General features: G+C 75.6%; 14 protein-coding genes. 9 read left to right on the top strand and 5 right to left on the bottom strand.

Translation table 11 applies throughout. The features are described from left to right. Positions 1–139: 139 nt before the first annotated feature. From O7546_RS25630 to O7546_RS25615, 4 genes are all read left to right on the top strand, one after another. Positions 140–1,963: a BTAD domain-containing putative transcriptional regulator gene (locus tag O7546_RS25630; protein ID WP_281600110.1), complete on the top strand. Its 1,824-nt coding sequence runs from the start codon at positions 140–142 to the stop codon at positions 1,961–1,963. Beyond that, on the top strand, positions 1,960–4,077 hold the full coding sequence (locus O7546_RS25625) for a DEAD/DEAH box helicase (RefSeq protein WP_269697691.1): 2,118 nt from the start codon (positions 1,960–1,962) through the stop codon (positions 4,075–4,077). Before O7546_RS25630 ends, O7546_RS25625 begins: the two co-directional genes overlap by 4 nt. A 145-nt stretch (positions 4,078–4,222) precedes the next feature. Then, positions 4,223–4,453, top strand: coding sequence for a heavy-metal-associated domain-containing protein (locus O7546_RS25620; RefSeq protein WP_013288699.1), 231 nt, complete (start codon positions 4,223–4,225; stop codon positions 4,451–4,453). Continuing rightward, positions 4,446–5,543 carry a hypothetical protein gene (locus tag O7546_RS25615; RefSeq protein WP_281600109.1) on the top strand — a complete coding sequence of 366 codons (1,098 nt, stop codon included), beginning with the start codon at positions 4,446–4,448 and terminating at the stop codon, positions 5,541–5,543. Before O7546_RS25620 ends, O7546_RS25615 begins: the two co-directional genes overlap by 8 nt. 30 nt (positions 5,544–5,573) lie before the next feature. On the opposite strand, the gene O7546_RS25610 is transcribed toward O7546_RS25615, so the two are convergent. Next, positions 5,574–5,993: a helix-turn-helix transcriptional regulator gene (locus tag O7546_RS25610; RefSeq protein ID WP_026268433.1), complete on the bottom strand. Its 420-nt coding sequence runs from the start codon at positions 5,991–5,993 to the stop codon at positions 5,574–5,576. 192 nt (positions 5,994–6,185) lie between these two features. Between O7546_RS25610 and O7546_RS25605 the strand changes: the two genes are divergently transcribed. Next, positions 6,186–6,611, top strand: coding sequence for a hypothetical protein (locus O7546_RS25605; protein ID WP_194801470.1), 426 nt, complete (start codon positions 6,186–6,188; stop codon positions 6,609–6,611). A gap of 36 nt (positions 6,612–6,647) precedes the next feature. Here the strand turns inward: O7546_RS25605 and O7546_RS25600 are convergent, their stop codons facing one another. Both O7546_RS25600 and O7546_RS25595 read right to left on the bottom strand, forming a co-directional pair. Then, entirely contained in the window at positions 6,648–7,796 is a 1,149-nt protein-coding gene (locus O7546_RS25600; protein ID WP_194801469.1) for an SAM-dependent methyltransferase, read from the bottom strand. Between the two features lie 207 nt (positions 7,797–8,003). Next, the gene (locus O7546_RS25595; RefSeq protein WP_194801468.1) at positions 8,004–9,668 is read right to left on the bottom strand and encodes a DEAD/DEAH box helicase; all 1,665 of its coding nucleotides are present in this window, start codon (positions 9,666–9,668) and stop codon (positions 8,004–8,006) included. Positions 9,669–9,950: 282 nt separating this feature from the next. On the opposite strand from O7546_RS25595, the gene O7546_RS25590 reads away from it, so the two are divergent. Then, the gene (locus O7546_RS25590) at positions 9,951–10,592 is read left to right on the top strand and encodes a ferritin-like fold-containing protein (protein WP_281600108.1); all 642 of its coding nucleotides are present in this window, start codon (positions 9,951–9,953) and stop codon (positions 10,590–10,592) included. Positions 10,593–10,638: 46 nt separating this feature from the next. Here the strand turns inward: O7546_RS25590 and O7546_RS25585 are convergent, their stop codons facing one another. Together O7546_RS25585 and O7546_RS25580 are read right to left on the bottom strand one after the other, a co-directional pair. Beyond that, positions 10,639–10,866, bottom strand: coding sequence for a DUF3107 domain-containing protein (locus O7546_RS25585; protein ID WP_013288692.1), 228 nt, complete (start codon positions 10,864–10,866; stop codon positions 10,639–10,641). A 65-nt stretch (positions 10,867–10,931) separates the two neighbouring features. After that, on the bottom strand, positions 10,932–11,570 hold the full coding sequence (locus O7546_RS25580; RefSeq protein ID WP_194801466.1) for a TetR/AcrR family transcriptional regulator: 639 nt from the start codon (positions 11,568–11,570) through the stop codon (positions 10,932–10,934). A gap of 149 nt (positions 11,571–11,719) precedes the next feature. On the opposite strand from O7546_RS25580, the gene O7546_RS25575 reads away from it, so the two are divergent. The 3 genes from O7546_RS25575 to O7546_RS25565 are packed head-to-tail and all read left to right on the top strand — an operon-like array spanning position 11,720 to position 16,483. Beyond that, positions 11,720–14,575 (top strand): hypothetical protein, encoded by a 2,856-nt coding sequence (locus O7546_RS25575; RefSeq protein ID WP_194801465.1) that lies wholly within the window; start codon positions 11,720–11,722, stop codon positions 14,573–14,575. Between the two features lie 40 nt (positions 14,576–14,615). After that, positions 14,616–15,614, top strand: a complete 999-nt coding sequence (locus O7546_RS25570) for an alpha/beta hydrolase (RefSeq protein ID WP_281600107.1) — start codon at positions 14,616–14,618, stop codon at positions 15,612–15,614. A 5-nt stretch (positions 15,615–15,619) separates the two neighbouring features. Beyond that, on the top strand, positions 15,620–16,483 hold the full coding sequence (locus O7546_RS25565) for a DUF3152 domain-containing protein (RefSeq protein WP_194801463.1): 864 nt from the start codon (positions 15,620–15,622) through the stop codon (positions 16,481–16,483). Positions 16,484–16,497 lie beyond the last annotated feature (14 nt).

Raw genomic sequence — 16,497 nt, 5'->3', positions numbered from 1 at the left:
TGTTCGACTCACTTTCCCAGGTGATTGTTGCCGGGTAAGTATCGTCAGACGTCACGGCGGCATCGCTGCCGATATGCTGCCGTCCGACTGCCGTCGGCCACAGTGGGTGCCGGCAGGCGACACGGGGGCGGAAACTCGCATGTCAGAGGCGCTGCGCTTCGAAGTGCTCGGCCCGCAGCGGGCCTGGTGCGCCGACCGTCAGCTCGATCTGGGGCCGGCCAAGCAGCGGGCCGTACTGGCCGTGCTGCTGCTCGCCGCCGGCCGTCCCGTGCCGAGCGGGCAGATCGTCGAGGCGGTCTGGCCGGACGAAGCACCGGTGAACGGCCTCAACGTGGTGCAGAAGCACGTCGCCGGTCTGCGCCGGGTGCTGGAACCCGACCGGTCACCGCGTACGCCGGCCCGGGTGCTCACCCTCACCGACGCGGGCTATCTGCTGCGGGTGCCGCCCGAGGCGGTGGACGTGGTGCGCTTCGAGCGCGGCGTACGGCGTGCGCGGTCGGCCCAGGCGGCCGGGCGTACGGAGGAGGCGCTCGCCGAGGTGAGCGCCGCGCTGGAGCTGTGGCAGGGAGAACCGTTCACCGGGTTCGCCGGGCCGTACTTCGACGCGGCCCGGCACCGGCTGGTGGAGATGCGCGCGGTCGCCCTGGAGACGCGTGTCGACCTGGAGCTGGCCGACGGCCGGCACGGCGAGCTGGTCGGCCGGCTGGTCGAGCTGGTCGCCGAGTTCCCGGTCCGGGAGCGGCTGCGCCACCAGCTCATGCTGGCGTTGCACCGCAGTGGACGGCAGGCCGAGGCGCTGGCCGCCTACCGCGACTACGCCGGGCTGCTCCGCGACGAGTACGGCATCGAGCCGGGCGAGCCGCTCCAGGATCTGCACCGGCGCATCCTGCGCGCCGACCCGGACCTCCTGGCTCAGGCGCCGCGTCGTCCGGCCGGACCCGGCGAGAGGTGGGCGGGCGGCCCGGAGCCGCTTCCGGCCCCCGCCGAGGCACCGGCCCGGCCGCTGCCCACCGGCCCGGCCGAGAGCCCGCCCCAGCCCGCCGCGCCGGCCCAGCCCACGGTCTCGGCTCAGCTCACCGTTCCGGTGCAGTTCACCGTCTCGGCGCAGCCGGGTGGTCCGTTTCCGCCGCCACCGCCCGGTGAGTCGCCGACCGGCCTGCCGCCCTGGGTCTCGCCCCCTGTCGCGCCGCTTATCGGCCCCGTGCCGCCGTCCCGGCGTCCATCCGGTGTGCCCGGCTGGTTGAGCGTCGTCGCGACTGTGGGCGGCGCGCTCGTCGCCCTGTTCTCGTTCGGCATGCTCACGTGGCTGGTGGTGCTGCTCTACGGGGTCTGGCGCCGGGGCTGGGGCAGCGTCGCCGCCGCGATCTACTACCTGACCGTGGCCGTGACGTTCGTGGTGGTCCTGGGCAGCAGCGAGACCGAGGAGGTCAGCGGACCCGAGGCCACCCTGATAGTGATCTGGCTTACCACCTGGGCGGCGGGCGTCCCGCACGTGGTGCTGCTCAACGGCCGGCTGCTCACCTGGTTGCGCGGCCTCTGGCGTGGGCGGCCCTACGCCGACCGCAACCGGCTGCGCCGGGAGTACGCCCGTTACCTGCTCTACCAGTACCCGTCGGCCCGGGACGACCTGCGCATCGGGCGCCCCGACCTGCCCCGCGCGTACGACGACGGCGGACTGGTGGACGTCAACTCGGTGCCGGACCAGGTGATCGCCGGGCTGCCGGGACTGACCCGGTCGCAGGCGCAGCACGTGGTGGTCGACCGGCGGATGCGCGGCCCGTACACGTCGATGGAGGAGCTGGCCGCACGGTGCCTGCTGCCGGCGGCGGCGACGGACTCGCTGCGCGAGCTGCTGATCTTCCTGCCACCCGCACCGACGCCCACGCCGACGCCCGCACCGGCGCCCACGTCGCCGTCCGGCCCGCCGGAGTCGTCCGCCCTCCCTGGTAGAAATGCCGGATGAGCCAGGATCGGATGGCCGTCCGGGAGCGCGCCGAGGCGGTGCTGCGACGGCTGGCGGGCGACCACGCCCGGCTGCGCGAGGACCAGTGGCGTGCCATCGAGGCGCTGGTGGTCGACCGGCGGCGGGTGCTCTGCGTGCAGCGCACCGGCTGGGGCAAGTCGGCCGTCTACTTCGTGGCGACCGCGCTGCTGCGTGAGGGGAACCAGCACGGGCCGACGGTGATCGTCTCGCCGCTGCTGGCGCTGATGCGCAACCAGGTCGAGTCCGCCGCCCGAGCCGGCATCCGGGCGCGCACCATCAACTCGGCGAACTTGGACGAGTGGGACCAGATCACCGCCGAGATCCACGCCGGCGCCGTCGACGTACTGCTGATCAGCCCGGAACGCCTGAACAACCCGGACTTCCGCGACGGCGTACTGCCGAAGCTCGCCGCCACCACCGGGCTGCTCGTGGTCGACGAGGCGCACTGCGTCTCCGACTGGGGGCACGACTTCCGGCCGGACTACCGGCGGCTGCGCACGTTCCTGGCCAACCTGCCCGAGCACACGCCGGTGCTCGCCACCACCGCCACCGCCAACGCCCGCGTCACGCAGGACGTGGCCGAGCAGCTCGGTGACGCCCTGGTGCTGCGCGGCACGCTGGACCGGGAGTCGCTGCGCCTCGGCGTACTCGATCTGCCGAGCCCGGCCCACCGCCTGGCCTGGCTGGCCGACCACCTGGACCGGCTCCCCGGCTCGGGCATCGTCTACACGCTCACCGTCGCGGCGGCCACCGAGACTGCCGACTTCCTGCGCGGCCGGGGCTGGTCGGTCGCCTCCTACACCGGGCAGGCCGAGGACGCCGACCGGCGGGCCGCCGAACAGGACCTGCTGGACAACAAGATCAAGGCGCTGGTCGCCACCAGCGCGCTGGGCATGGGCTTCGACAAGCCCGACCTGGGCTTCGTCGTGCACCTGGGCGCGCCGCCCTCGCCGATCGCCTACTACCAGCAGGTCGGCCGCGCCGGCCGCGCCGTCGAGCACGCCGAGGTGCTGCTGCTGCCGGGCGTGGAGGACGCGGCGATCTGGCGGTACTTCGCCTCGCTCGCCTTCCCGCCCGAGGAGCAGGTCCGCGCCGTGCTCGCCGCGCTGGACACCGAGCGGCCGATCTCCACCCAGGCCCTCGAACCGGTGGTCGACCTGCGCCGGGCCCGGCTGGAGCTGATGCTCAAGGTGCTCGACGTGGACGGCGCGGTCCGCCGGGTGCGCGGCGGCTGGCTCGCCACCGGCGAGCCCTGGGTCTACGACGAGGCCCGGTTGCGGCGCGTCGCCGACGCGCGCGCCGCCGAGCAGCGGGCCATGCGGGAGTACGCCTCGACGTCCGCCTGCCGGATGCGCTACCTGCGGGAAGGGCTGGACGACAGCGGGGCGGCCGACTGCGGCCGGTGCGACAACTGCGCCGGCCCGCTGTTCGACGCCACCGTGTCCGACCAGGCGCTGACCGCCGCGCAGACGTTCCTCGGGCGCCCCGGCGTGCCGATCCCGCCCAAGAAGCTCTGGCCGACCGGGTTGGAGTCGGTCGGCGTACCCCTGAAGGGCCGCATCCCCCCGGCGGAGCAGGCGCTGCCCGGCCGGGCCGTGGGGCGCCTGTCCGACCTGGGCTGGGGCGGGCGGCTGCGCGGGCTGGTCGGGCCGGAGGCGCCGGACGGCCCGGTGCCCGACGACGTGGTGGCCGCCGTGGTCGAGGTGCTGAAGGCGTGGGCGCACGGCGACGACCCGTGGCCCCGGCGACCGGCGGTCGTGGTCGCGGTCGGCTCCCGGACGCGCCCGCTGCTGGTCGGCTCGCTGGCCGAGCGGATCGCCGCCGTGGGCCGGCTGCCGCTGCTCGGCCACGTCGTCCCGGCCGGGCCTGGCGGCGGCGGGCCGCGCGGCAACAGCGCCCAGCGGGTACGCGCGCTGCACGACGCCTTCCAGCTGCCCGACGATCTGGCCGGCGCGCTGGCCGGGCTGGACGGGCCGGTGCTGCTGGTGGACGACCTGGTCGACTCGGGCTGGACGATGGGCATGGTGGCGCGGCTGCTGCGCCGGGCCGGTGCTCCGGACGTGCTGCCGCTGGCGCTCGCGGTGGCCGGCTGACCCGTCCGGCCGCGGGCGGGTTCCCGGCGGTGCGTGGCGGGTTCCCGGCCGGCGCGGAAAGTTCCCGGGCCGGGCGGAATGCGAGCGTCACCACCGTCGGCGGACCGTCGTCGGGCCCGCACCCGGGCGGCGGTACCGTGGGGTCATGACCGAGCAGCGACCCGTCGTCCAGACGTACACCGTGACCGGGATGACCTGCGGACACTGCGTCAAGGCGGTGACCGAGGAGCTGTCCGCGCTGCCCGGCGTCGACGAGGTCCGGATCGATCTGACGAGCGGCACCGCCACTGTCACCAGCGCGGCGCCGCTGCCCGTCGAGTCCGTGCGTGCCGCTGTGGACGAGGCGGGTTACGAGCTGGTCGGCGGCGGTGCCTGAGTCGTCGTCCGTCACGTCCGGCACCGGCGTCGTCCCCGACGACTCCGAGGCCGGTTCCGACGCTCCCGCTGCGCAGCCCGGGGACGCGGCGCTGGCCCGGGACGCGGCGCTGGCCGGGAACGGCGCGAGTGGTTCGGCCGGGGCGGCCGGGCCCGTCGCCGTCGACCGGGAGACGCTGCGGCTGGCCCTGGTGGTGGGCGGCCTGGTGCTCGCCGTGCTGCTCGGCTTCGGTCTCGGGCGGATGAACGCGCCGGCCGGCCCGGCCCGGCCCGCAGGCGCCACGGCCGGGGTCGCCACGGGCGGCGCAGACGGCGGCGCGCACGCCCACTCACCCGGCACCGGCGCCCACACGCACGACGGCGCCACCGTCACGCAGGGCGGCGGCGACGGCGCGACCGGGCTGTCGATCACTTCGTCCGGCTACACGCTGGTGCCGTCGACCGAGCTGGTCGCGGACCGCGCCGGTGAGCTGCGCTTCCAGATCCGCGACGACCAGCGCCGGGCGGTCACCCGGTTCGCCGTCGTGCACGACAAGCCGATGCACGTGATCATGGTCCGGCGTGACCTCAGCGGCTACCGGCACCTGCACCCGACGATGGCCGCCGACGGCACCTGGTCGGTCCCGATCACGGCGCCGGGCGCGGGCCCCTGGCGGATGTACGCGGACTTCACCGCGGTGGCCGACGACGGCCGCCAGGTCGCCGTGGTGCTCGGCGCCGACCTGACCGCGTCCGGGGCGTACCGGCCCCGGCCGCTGCCCGCCGCCGCCACGTCGGCCACCGTCGACGGATTCAGCGTCGGGTACGCGGGCACGCCGGAGGTGGGGAAGTCGGTGCCGCTGCGGTTCCGGGTCACCGGCGCGGACGGCGCGGCGGCGGCGCTGGAGCCGTACCTCGGGGCGTACGGGCACCTGGTGGCGTTGCGCGAGGGCGACCTGGGTTACCTGCACGTGCACCCGGAGCCGGTGCGCGACGGCGACGACGTGACGTTCTGGCTGACCGCGCCGGGGCCGGGTAGCTACCGGATGTTCCTGGACTTCCAGGTCGGCGGCGTGGTGCGGACCGCCGAGTTCACGCTGACGGTGCCCTGAGCCCCCGTAGCCCCGTCGCCCGCCCGGCGCTCAGCCGGCCCGGCGGACCGGTCGGCGGGCCAGGTAGCGGAGCAGGTCGCGGATGTGGTGCTTCTCCTCGGCGGGCACGTTCGGGTCGGCGAGCCGATCCAGGATGACGCGCACGTCGGCCTCCACCGGGCCGTCCTCGGCACCCCGGCGGCGGGGCACCGGGCCGGCGTCGGGCAGGCCCAGCGCGCGGAACGCCGCAGCCACCGGCAGGTCGAGGGCGGCGCAGAAGCCGCGGACCTTCGCGAGTTCGGGGTAGTCCTGCCAGTCGCCGGCCAGCCAGCGGAACACAGTGGAACGGCCGACACCGGTGTGGGTGGCGAGGTCGGTCACCGTCCAGCCGCGCTCCTCGCGCGCGGCGTCGATGGCCCGGCGTACGAAGCGCGCGAAGGCCATCTGTGGCGAAACGTCTGCGGAACCCATCCCTGGTGGATCTGTCCCCCTCCTCCGGTGGCCCGGCTCGCGCCCCGAGCCTAGTACGCCGGGCCGGAGAAGTAACTGACTGATCGGTCCGGAGGTCCTGTCGGCGAGACTCGACGACTGCGGAAGCCTGCTTCGGGTAATGCACTTCGGGTAATAGGCTGAGGAAACCCTGGGAATCGATGGAGGAGAAGCATGGCCGAGCCGGACCGTCCCGTACCGCATCGCCCCGGCGCGGTGAGCCTCTTCTTCGTGGCCAAGGCCGCGTTGTTCGCTCTCGGCTTCTGGATCTGGCTGCTGGTGCTGGCGGTACGCGGAGGCGACGCGACCGGGGTACACCTGATCGCCGCGACCGGTGCCATCTGCACCACGCTGGCCTCGGTGGTACTGGGAGCGCGGATGGCGTTGCAGCGCAACGCCGCCCTCCGGCACGCCGAGCTGAAGCGGATGCTCGTGGACATCTCGTGGAACGCCTTCGCCGCCGCCGGCAACGCCGAGCATGCCGGGAAGGTGGTGCCGTTTCCGAGCGCGTCGCACGACGGCGAGCGGGCATCGAACCGCGGTGAGCGGGTGTCGGTGCTGGACCGGGGCGACCGCAACCGGGGCGAGCGCGGGCGGTAGGACCGCCGCGCTCGGCGCTCCTCAGCGCGCCTCGGTTCAGCGCGCCTCGGCCAGCAGCGTCTCCAGCCGGGGCGTGACACCCCACTGGCCGATCAACTCGCGATACTCGGCGCGCTGCCCGTCGGTGGGCGCGCCCGCCGTCCGCCGTGCCCGGATGAGCAGGTTGCGCGGCGTGTGCTGGGAGTCGACGAACTCCACCACCTCGGCGCGGTAGCCGTGCAGACGCAGCAGCGCGGCCCGCAGTGAGTCGGTGAGCACGTCGGCGAACCGCTCCCGCAGGATGCCCTGGCGGGTCAGCAGCTCGTACGGCGCGGGCGCCTGACCGGCGCGGAGCTGGGCGGCCAGGTCGTGGTGGCAGCAGGGCGCGGCAAGCACCCAGCGGGCGCCCCAGCGCACCGCCCGGGCCAGCGCCTCGTCGGTGGCGGTGTCGCAGGCGTGCAGCGCTAGCACGAGGTCGGGCGCCGGGTCGACGGGCGCCTCGGCGATGGTGCCGGCCACGAACCCGACCCGGTCGGCCCAGCCCAGCCGATCGGCCAGCTCGGTGTTGCGGCGGCGCTGGTCCTCGCGCACGTCCACCCCGACGAGCGTCACGTCCAGGCCGCGCTGCACCAGGTAGCGGTAGGCGGCGAAGGTCAGGTACGCGTTGCCGCAGCCCAGGTCCACCACCCGCAGCGGGCCGGTGAGGTCGTCGGGCAACGTGGCCGCCAGTGCGCGCAGGAACGCGTCGACCTGGCGGCGCTTGGCAGCCGAGCCGCCGATCTCCCGGAACAGGGGGTCGCCGGGGTCGAGCAGCCACTCCTTGGCCCGGTCGTGCCCGCCCGGCTCGGCGGCCGGACGGCTGGCCGCCGCGCGGTGCACCTGCGCCTCGCCGGACTTGGTCACCCGGAGCTGGAGCGTCGCGTCGGCTGTCTCGACGTGCCAGTTGCCGAACGGCTCGGCGAGCAGTTCGTCCACCGCCGCGCCGGCCTCCGTACCCGGTGCCACGTTGCGGGTGTGCGGCCGTGATCCGTCGGAGACGGCGATCTGCAACCGGGGGCCGGCCTTCAGCGTGACCGGGCGCAGCTCCGCGCGTACCACCGAGGGACGCTGCCCGCGACGGCGCCCGGCGGCGACCGCGCGGGTCAGCCCCGGCGCGAGCAGCAGCGCCCGCACCTCGGCGAGCGCCGAGTCCAGCGCTTCCGGCATCAGTACCTACCTTTCCTGGCCCCACCGCCGCCCGCCCGGGGGACACCCGGCCCGGCGATCATGAAGTTGACGGCGCGACACGCCGTGCGCGCCACCGCCAACTTCATGATCGTCGCAGTGGGGAGTGAGGGAGCGGGCGAGTGGGAGGGGCGGGGATGGGGACGGCCTCCGGGACCGGGGTCCGGGAGGCCGTTTCCGTGGTGTTCGTCAGTCGGCGTTGCTGGCCTCGGCGGGCGCGCCGGTGCTGCCGCTGCGACGACGGCGGCGGCGACGCGGCTTGCTCGCCGCCTCACCCTCCGCGGCCTGCGGTGCGGCGGCGGCCTCGGCCGTGCCCTCGGTGCCGATCACCGCGGTCGGCTCACCGGCCACCGTCTCGCCGGCCCGGCGGCGGCGGCGCCGACGCGGCGTACGCGGGGCCTCGTCGTCCCCGGCGTCGGCCTGCGCGGGGGTCGAACCGGCGGACGAACCGTCCTCGCCACCCCGGCCACGGCCACGACCGCGGTCACGGTCGCCGCGCTCGCGGCCCCGGCTGTCGCCGCGCCGCGCGCCCCGGCGCGACCGGCTGCCGCCGCCCAGGTCCTCCTCGACCTCGGCGGACAGGCCGGCCCGGGTGCGCTCGGCGGTCGGCAGCGTGCCGCTGACGTCCGTCGGGATGTCCAGGTCCGTGTAGAGGTGCGCGGAGGTGTGGTACGTCTCCGGCGGCTCGGGCATGTCCAGCCCGAGCGTCTTGTCGATGATCCGCCAGCGGGGCATGTCGTCCCAGTCGACGAACGTCACAGCGGAGCCCGTGGCCCCGGCCCGGCCGGTACGGCCGATGCGGTGGGTGTAGGTGTCCTGGTCCTCGGGGCAGTCGTAGTTGATCACGTGTGTGACGCCCGTGACGTCGATGCCCCGGGCGGCCACGTCGGTGGCGACCAGCGTGTCGATCTTGCCGGCCCGGAACGCCCGCAGCGCCCGCTCACGCGCGCCCTGGCCGAGGTCACCGTGCACGGCGGCGACGGCGAACCCGCGGAAGTCGAGGTCCTCGGCGACCCGGTCGGCGGCCCGCTTGGTACGGGTGAAGATCATGGTCAGCCCGCGACCCTCGGCCTGGAGGATGCGCGCCACGATCTCGACCTTGTTCAGCGAGTGCGTGCGGTACGCGAGCTGCTTGGTCTGCGGCGACGGACCGGTCTCGGCGGTGTGCCCGGCGTGGATCGTCACCGGCCGGCGCAGGAAGCGCCGGGACAGCGTGACGATCGGGTCCGGCATGGTGGCCGAGAACAGCATGGTCTGCCGATCCTCCGGCAGCATCGCCAGGATCTTCTCGACGTCGTCCAGGAAGCCCAGGTCGAGCATGCGGTCGGCCTCGTCGAGGACGAGCGCGCGGACCCGGTCGAGCCGCAGGTGCTTCTGCTTCTGCAGGTCCAGCAGGCGGCCCGGGGTGCCGACCAGGATCTCGACGCCCTTGCGGAGCGCCTCGATCTGCGGCTCGTACGCCACGCCGCCGTAGATCGGCAGCACCCGGACACCCCGGGTACGGCCCGCGGCGTCGAGGTCCTTGGCGACCTGGATGCCCAGCTCGCGGGTCGGTACGACGACGAGTGCCTGGGGCACGCCGTCGCTGCCCTCGGACGGGGCGAACACCCGCTCCAGCAGCGGGATGCCGAAGCCGAGCGTCTTGCCGGTGCCGGTCGGCGCCTGCCCGATCAGGTCGACGCCGCGCAGCGCGATCGGCAGCGCGTACTCCTGGATGGCGAAGGCGCGGGTGATACCGGCGGCGGCCAGCGCCTCGACGGTCTCCTGCCGCGCGCCGAGCGCGGCGAACGTGGGTGCCTCCGGGGGGACCGGGGCGGTGGGGGCCAGTGGCTGGCCGGAAATCTGCTCGCTCATATGGATTTGGGGGTGCCCTCTCGTGGTGCGCCCCTCAAGTCCTCAGGGCGCGATCGGTATGGCGCGGGCCACGCGGTCAGGGGCGAATTCGCCGAGCCGGACCGGGCCGCACGCGCGTCGGGGACCGGCGTTGATCAGCAAGTGACCGATTCGGTGCCCACGGCAACTGTCTCATCGTACCTGAACGGTCCCTGAGTCGTCCCGATTCCCAGGTGGTGGCCGTGCGCGCGGGGCGAATTGTTGTGACTTGAGTCACATCAGTGACGCCGGTAGCCTGCGTTCGTGTCCGCCCCCGACCCCGCCGCTGCCGACCTGTTCGGGCTCGTCGCCTACGGCGAACTGCTCGCCTTCGACCGCCTCGCCGCCGACGCGCGCCTCGCACCCGACCTGCGCCGCCGCGCCGCGCTCAGCGAGATGGCCGCCACCGAGATCGCGCACTACAGGTGGCTCACCAACCGGCTCGTCGCCTGCGGCGTCACCCCGGAGGAGGCGATGGCCCCCTACGTCGAGGCACTGCGGGCGTACCACGACTCGACCGAGCCGCGGGACTGGGCGGAGGCGGTGACGAAGGCGTACGTGGGCGACGCGATCACCGACGACTTCCTGCGCGGGATCGCCGACGGCCTGGACGAGCCGGACCGGACGCTGCTGCTGGACGTGCTGCACGACTCCCGGTACGCCGAGTTCGCCGCGGCCGAGATCCGGGCCGCGATCGAGGCCGATCCCCGGGCGGCCGGGCGGCTGTCGATGTGGGCGCGGCGGCTGCTCGGTGAGGCGCTGTCCCAGGCGGGCCGGGTGGCCGCCGCCGACCGGGGCGCGCTCGTCGCGTTGATCGGGCGGACCGGCGGGGACGTGCCGGGGCTGCTGCGCCGGCTGACCGAGGCGCACACCGCGCGGATGACAGCAGTCGGCTTGAACAACTGAGCCGCCGTGGCGGGGAGGCCCGCCACGGCGGCCGGTGCCGCGGGAATCAGCGAACGGTGAACCCGACCGCGCGGGGCGACGCCTCGGCGATCTCGACGTAGGCGACCTTGCCGACCGGAACGATCACGCGCCGGCCCTTCTCGTCGGTCAGGGAGAGCGTGCCCTCGCTCTTGGCGAAGGCGTCGGTCACGATCTGCTCGATCTCGGCCGGCGACTGCGCGCTCTCCAGGACCAGCTCCCGCGGCGCGTACTGCACGCCGATCTTGACCTCCACTGTGCCTCCTCAACTGGGGCGAAAAAGCCACCGTGGGAAGGCTATCCGATCCGGTGGCCCGATGTTCAGGCTGACTCACCTTGCAGCGGGAAGCTGGCGATGCCCCGCCAGGACAGGGCCGCGACCAGCGCCTCGGCCTCCGCCTTGGGCACCTGGCGGCCGCCGGCGAGCCAGAACTGGGCGGCCGTCTCGGCGGCGCCGACCAGGCCCGAGGCGAGCAGTTCGGCATGCGAGCGGCTGACCCCGGTGTCCGAGATGATCGTGTCGGTGATCGCGGCGATGCAGCCCTGCTCGACCCGCTCCACCCGCTGCCGCACCGCCGGGTCGTTGCGCAGGTCCGACTCGAAGACCAGCCGGAACGCCTCGCTCTCGTGGTCGACGAAGTCGAAGTACGCGCGCACCGCGGCGCCGACGCGCTCCTTGTTGTCGTTGGTGCCGCTCATCGCCTCCTGCACATTTGCCACTATCGCGTCACAGTGCGTGTCCAGCAGTGCGAGGTAGAGCTCCATCTTCCCGGGGAAGTGCTGGTAGAGCACCGGCTTGGAGACACCGGCCCGCTCGGCGATGTCGTCCATCGCGGCGGCGTGGTAGCCCTGCGCGACGAACACCTCCTGAGCGGCGGCGAGCAGCTGCTTACGGCGCGCCGAGCGGGGCAGGCGGGTGGGCCGACCGGCGGTCTGTGCACCGTTCCCCACTGCGGTCATCGGATCCTCCGAGTATCTGCGTACGAGCCGGCACGTATCACCCGAACCGGTCCGGGTTCGTGAACCCGTCGCGGAATTGGCCCGCCGCTGTAACTTATCGCCACTGTCACCACACGGTAGCCTCAGCGGGGGCGACCAAGGAGCGCGCGGTGAGTGAAACAGGGCAACCCGGAGCCGCCACCCCGGGAGAGCACGGCGACGGGACGGGCCGGCAGGACGACCCGGCCCGTACCGGCGGCGGTTGGGCGCCCCCGCCGAACGGCTGGTCCCGCGGTGCCCCGGCGCCCGGCGGCTGGCCCTACGGCGACCTCGGCGGCTGGGCCGCCTCCTCGCCCCGGCACGGCGACCTGCCGGCCCCGCTGCCCGGCCACTCCGCGCCGGAACCGGGCCGCGTCAACGGCCGTCACGTCAACGGCGTGCACCACGCCGGGGAGGAGTCGCCAGTGACCCGCCAGGCGCCGGTCAGTGCCCCGCCCGCGGACGAGCCGCCCCGGCCCACCGACGGCGAACGGCTGGCCGTGCCGGCCCCGCGCCCGGCGCCGACGATCGAGCAGCCGACCGACCCGGGGGAGACCGCCGGTTCCCGGCACGCCGCCGACGACCCGGCCGCCCGGGCCCCGCGCTGGGCCGAGAGCGGGCCGACCTCCGCGCCACCGGCGCTCCAGGTCCCGCCGGTCGGCGCCGCCGCCTCCGGGTTCGAGGTGCCGCCGGGCTTCCACGCGCCCAACACCGAATCCGCCCCGTCGCTGTCCCGGGGCTGGGCCGACCGGCCGGTCACCCCGCCCCCGGCCGCGAACCGGGCGGAGCACGCACCGGGCGAGGCGCACCCGCCCGAGGGCCGGGCGACCGGCGCCGAGCCGCGGGCCGCCGCCGACCCGCCGGCGGGCGACGACCCGAGGGCCGCCGAACCGGACTGGTCCGGGCCGTCCTGGAACCGCCCGAGCTGGGGTGACGGCTGGGCCCCGCCGTGGGCCCGCACCGACGAGCCACCGGCCCGCCGGGCCGAGGAGCCACCGGCCCGGGGAGCGGAGGAGCCGCCGGCCCGCCGGGCCGAGGAGCCCGCCGCCGAGCGCCGGGAGTGGGAGGACGACAGCGCCGCCCACCGCACCGCCCGCGAGGACCGCGCGGCCGAGTGGGCGCCCGAGCCGGTGCGGCCGTACGAGCCGGCCCGCGTCGAGCCGCCCGCCGCCTACGAGCCACCCCGGCCCGAGCCGGTACGGCCGTACGAGCCGCTGCGTGCCGAACCGGCCCCCGGCCCCGAGGCGACGCGGCAGTACCCGCCGCCCGCCGAGCCCGAGGCGTCCCGGCCGTACGAGCCGGGTGCCGGGCCGGAGCCGGCCCGCCGCTACGAGCCGCCCGCCGCGCCCGAGCCGACGCTCGAGGCGACCCGGCCGTTCCGGCTGGCCCGGGGCGACGCCGAACCGCCGCACGGCTACGAGCGGCCCTCCTGGGCCGGGCCGCCGGTGCCGGTCGCCCCGCTGATCACGCCCCCGGGCCCCCCGCCGACGAGTGCCCCGCCCGCACCCGGCGCGCCGCCGGTGGCCGGCGCCCCGCCCGCGCAGGCTGGTGGATACGCCCCCACGGAGGCGGCCGTCCCCGCCCCGCCGACCTCGGACGTGCCCGCCACGAGCGGCCCGCCGCGGTTCGACCCCACCCCCGCGCCCCACCCGACGAGCGCCCCTCCCTACGCGGCCCGCCGGTCCGCACCGGAACCGGTGCCGGCCGCCGACGCGGTCGCCGAGCCCCGACCGGAGGAACCGTCCCCCGTGCTGCCGCAGCGCGTCCCCTCGGAACCGGACGTGCCCGTCGTGCCGGAGCCACCGGCAGTGGAACCGTCCGCCGAGACCCCCGAACTCGCCCGCATCGCCACCCACCTGCGCCGCGACGACGAACCCGCGCCCCTGCGGGAGCGGCCGGAAGGCTTCGACGTCAACGCGATCCTCGACGCGGTCCGCGAGGTGGCGGGCGTACGCGACGCCGCGCTGCGCCGCACCCCGGCCGGCGCGCACAGCCTTCGGCTCGACCTGGCCGACGGCGCCGACCCGGCCGAGGTGAGCCGCCTGGTGGCCCGGCTGCTCCAGGAGCGGATGGGCCTGGCCGCCGCCCCGCAGAACCTGCCCGGCGCGCCCGCCGTGCCGCCGCCGGCCCCGCTGCGCCGCCGCTCGGCCCGGCTGGAGCGCGCCGGTGAGCCGCGTACGGGTGAGAACCGGGCACCCGGCACGCAGCCGCCGCCGGTCGAGGCCCGCGCCGCGCAGTCCGAGCCTGTCGAGGCCCGCAACGGTGACGAGACGGGCGGCGACGAGATGCCGGCGCGGACCGGTGTGATCCGTCCGGCCGCGAACCGCTCCGGTGACGCGCGGTTCGGTGCGGACCGCGCCACGCGTCCGGCCGAGGCGCCCGGCGACGCCGACGAGCCGCCGCGCCGCCGCCGGCAGGCCACCCACCGGGGGCGCGCCGCCGTCGACGAGACGTCGCTGGCCGCCGCGCCGACCGGCATGTCCACCGGCAGCCCGGTGACGCTCGGGACGTCGTACTCCGGTGGTCAGATGACCACGACGGAGACCGCGCCGTCGCGACCGCTGGACACCGGCGGCGTGCCGGGGCCCCGGGTGGTGATCGAGCACGTCCTGGTGAGCACGTTCGGCCTGGACGCCACCACCGAGGTCCGCCTGGTCGCGGGCGACCGCACGGCCGAGGGGCACGCGACCGGGCCGGCGGTCGACGGGTACGTGCTGCGGCTCTGCGCGGTGGCCGCCGCCGCCGCGGTGGACGAGTTGCTCGGCCGGGGCGTTCCGGCCGGCGACCACGGCCGGTGCTTCGTGGAGCACGCCGCCGTGGTGCCGTTCGGCAACTGCGAGGTCGCCACCGTGGTGGTGCTGCTGGTCTGCGACGGCTGGGTGGAGCAGCTGGCCGGTTCGGCGCTGGTGGCCGGGGATCCTCGGCAGGCGGTCGTGCGGGCCACGCTCGCGGCGGTGAACCGGCGGCTGGAGGCGCTGCTCTCCTGAGCCGGTGTGCGGTACGGCCCGTGCGGGGGAGACTGGAGACATGAAGCGCGCCGCACTGTGGCCGGAGCACAGCCTTCCCGCACACCACGTCCCGCCGCCCTGGCCCGGCCGGCACGTACGCCTCGACGGCACGCTCGTGCACGTCCGCGACACCCCGGCCACCGGTCCCGGCGCGGAGCCCGCGCTGTACGTGCACGGCCTCGGCGGGTCGGCGCAGAACTGGACCGACCTAGCCGGCCTGCTCGCCGACCGGCTCGACGGCCAGGCGATCGACCTGCCCGGGTTCGGGCGCAGCGAGCCGGGGCCGCGCTACACGATCCCGTCCTTCGCCGAGCGGGTGATCCGCTGGATCGAGCACAGCGACAGGGGGCCGGTGCACCTGTTCGGCAACTCGCTCGGCGGCGCGATCTCGGTCCGGGTGGCGGCGCTGCGCCCGGACCTGGTCCGCACGCTCACCCTGGTCTCGCCCGCGCTGCCGTTCCTGGACTTCCGGCGCTCGTTGCAGGGGCGGATGCTCCCGCTGCTGGCGATCCCCAGGGGCGAACGGCTGGCCGCCTGGCGGTTGGCCCAGTTCAGTCCGGAGGTGACCGCGCAGCAGGTGATGGAGGCGTGCGTGGCGGACCTGACCCGGATCAGCGAGCAGCGCCGGCAGGAGGCGATCGACGAGATCCGGGTCCGGTACGAGGCGGCCCACTACGCCGCGGCGTACGTGCGCACGTTCCGGGGCCTGGTCGGCAGCTTCCTGCGGTCGTACCTGCCGGGGGAGGGCGCGCTGTGGCGGCAGGCTTCGGCGGTCCGGGCGCCCACGCTCGTGGTGGGCGGGCGGCAGGACCGGCTGGTCGACGTGCGGGTGGCGCCGCAGGCGGCGCGGGTCATCCGGGACAGCCGGCTGCTGATGCTCGACGGCGTCGGGCACGTGGCCCAGTTGGAGGTGCCCCGGACCGTGGCGCGGGCGGTGCTCGGGCTGCTCGCCGAGGCGACACCGTCGCTCACCACCGGCATGGGGGAGAGCGGAACGGAGCGTGACATGGCAGGCTGAGCCGGATGCCCAGCTCCCGCCGCCCTCGTGCCACACGCTCCCGTTCCTCGTCTCCGCGCTGGCGTACCGCGCTCGTGGTCTGCGCCTTCGTCGCCGCCGCCGCGGTCGGGGTCGGCGTGGCGGTGCAACTGCCGTCGGCGGGCGCGGGGACGCGGGTCACCGACGGGTTCGCCGCCCAGCCGCCGGCGCCCACGCGGGAACCGTCCACGCCGAGCGTCCCGCCGCCGCCTCCGGTGGCGCCCAGCTCGCCGGCCGCGCCGGTGCTGACGCTGTCCGGCCCAGGGCCGGCGAAGGGCCGGGGCAGCTTCGCGTACGACGAGCGGACCAGCGGCGTGCTCGGCCGCTCGGGGACGCTGCGCCGCTACCGGGTGGCGGTGGAGAACGGCTCCGGCGAGGAGGTCCGCGCCTTCGGCGAGGCGGTGCAGCGCGCCCTGGCCGGCCCGGGTAGCTGGGTCGACGGCGGCACGCTGCGGTTGCAGCGGGTCGGCCCGGGCGACCGGTACGACTTCACGATCTACCTGGCCACCCGGGACACGGCGGGGCGGCTGTGCGGGGCGGGCGGGATCGACATCCGGGTGGGCGGGGTGCCGTACACGTCGTGCCGGGTACCGGGCAAGGTGGTGATCAACCTGGACCGGTGGCGGACCTCGGCGCCGCACCTGGTCGAGGCCGGGATGCCGCTGGACACGTACCGCCTGTACGTGGTCAACCACGAGGTGGGCCACCAGCTCGGGCACCGGCACGAGGGATGCCCTGGTGCGGGCCGGGCGGCGCCGGTGATGCAGCAGCAGACGCTGTTCCTCAAGGGCTGCCGGCCGAACCCGTGGCCCTACGTGGGTGGGAAGCGGTACACCGGGCCGGCCCTCTGAGCGCCGGTTTGTGA

Source organism: Micromonospora sp. WMMA1976, from assembly GCF_027497335.1.
GTDB classification, from domain to species: domain Bacteria; phylum Actinomycetota; class Actinomycetes; order Mycobacteriales; family Micromonosporaceae; genus Micromonospora; species Micromonospora aurantiaca.
This window is presented reverse-complemented; position numbering and strand designations above follow the sequence as displayed.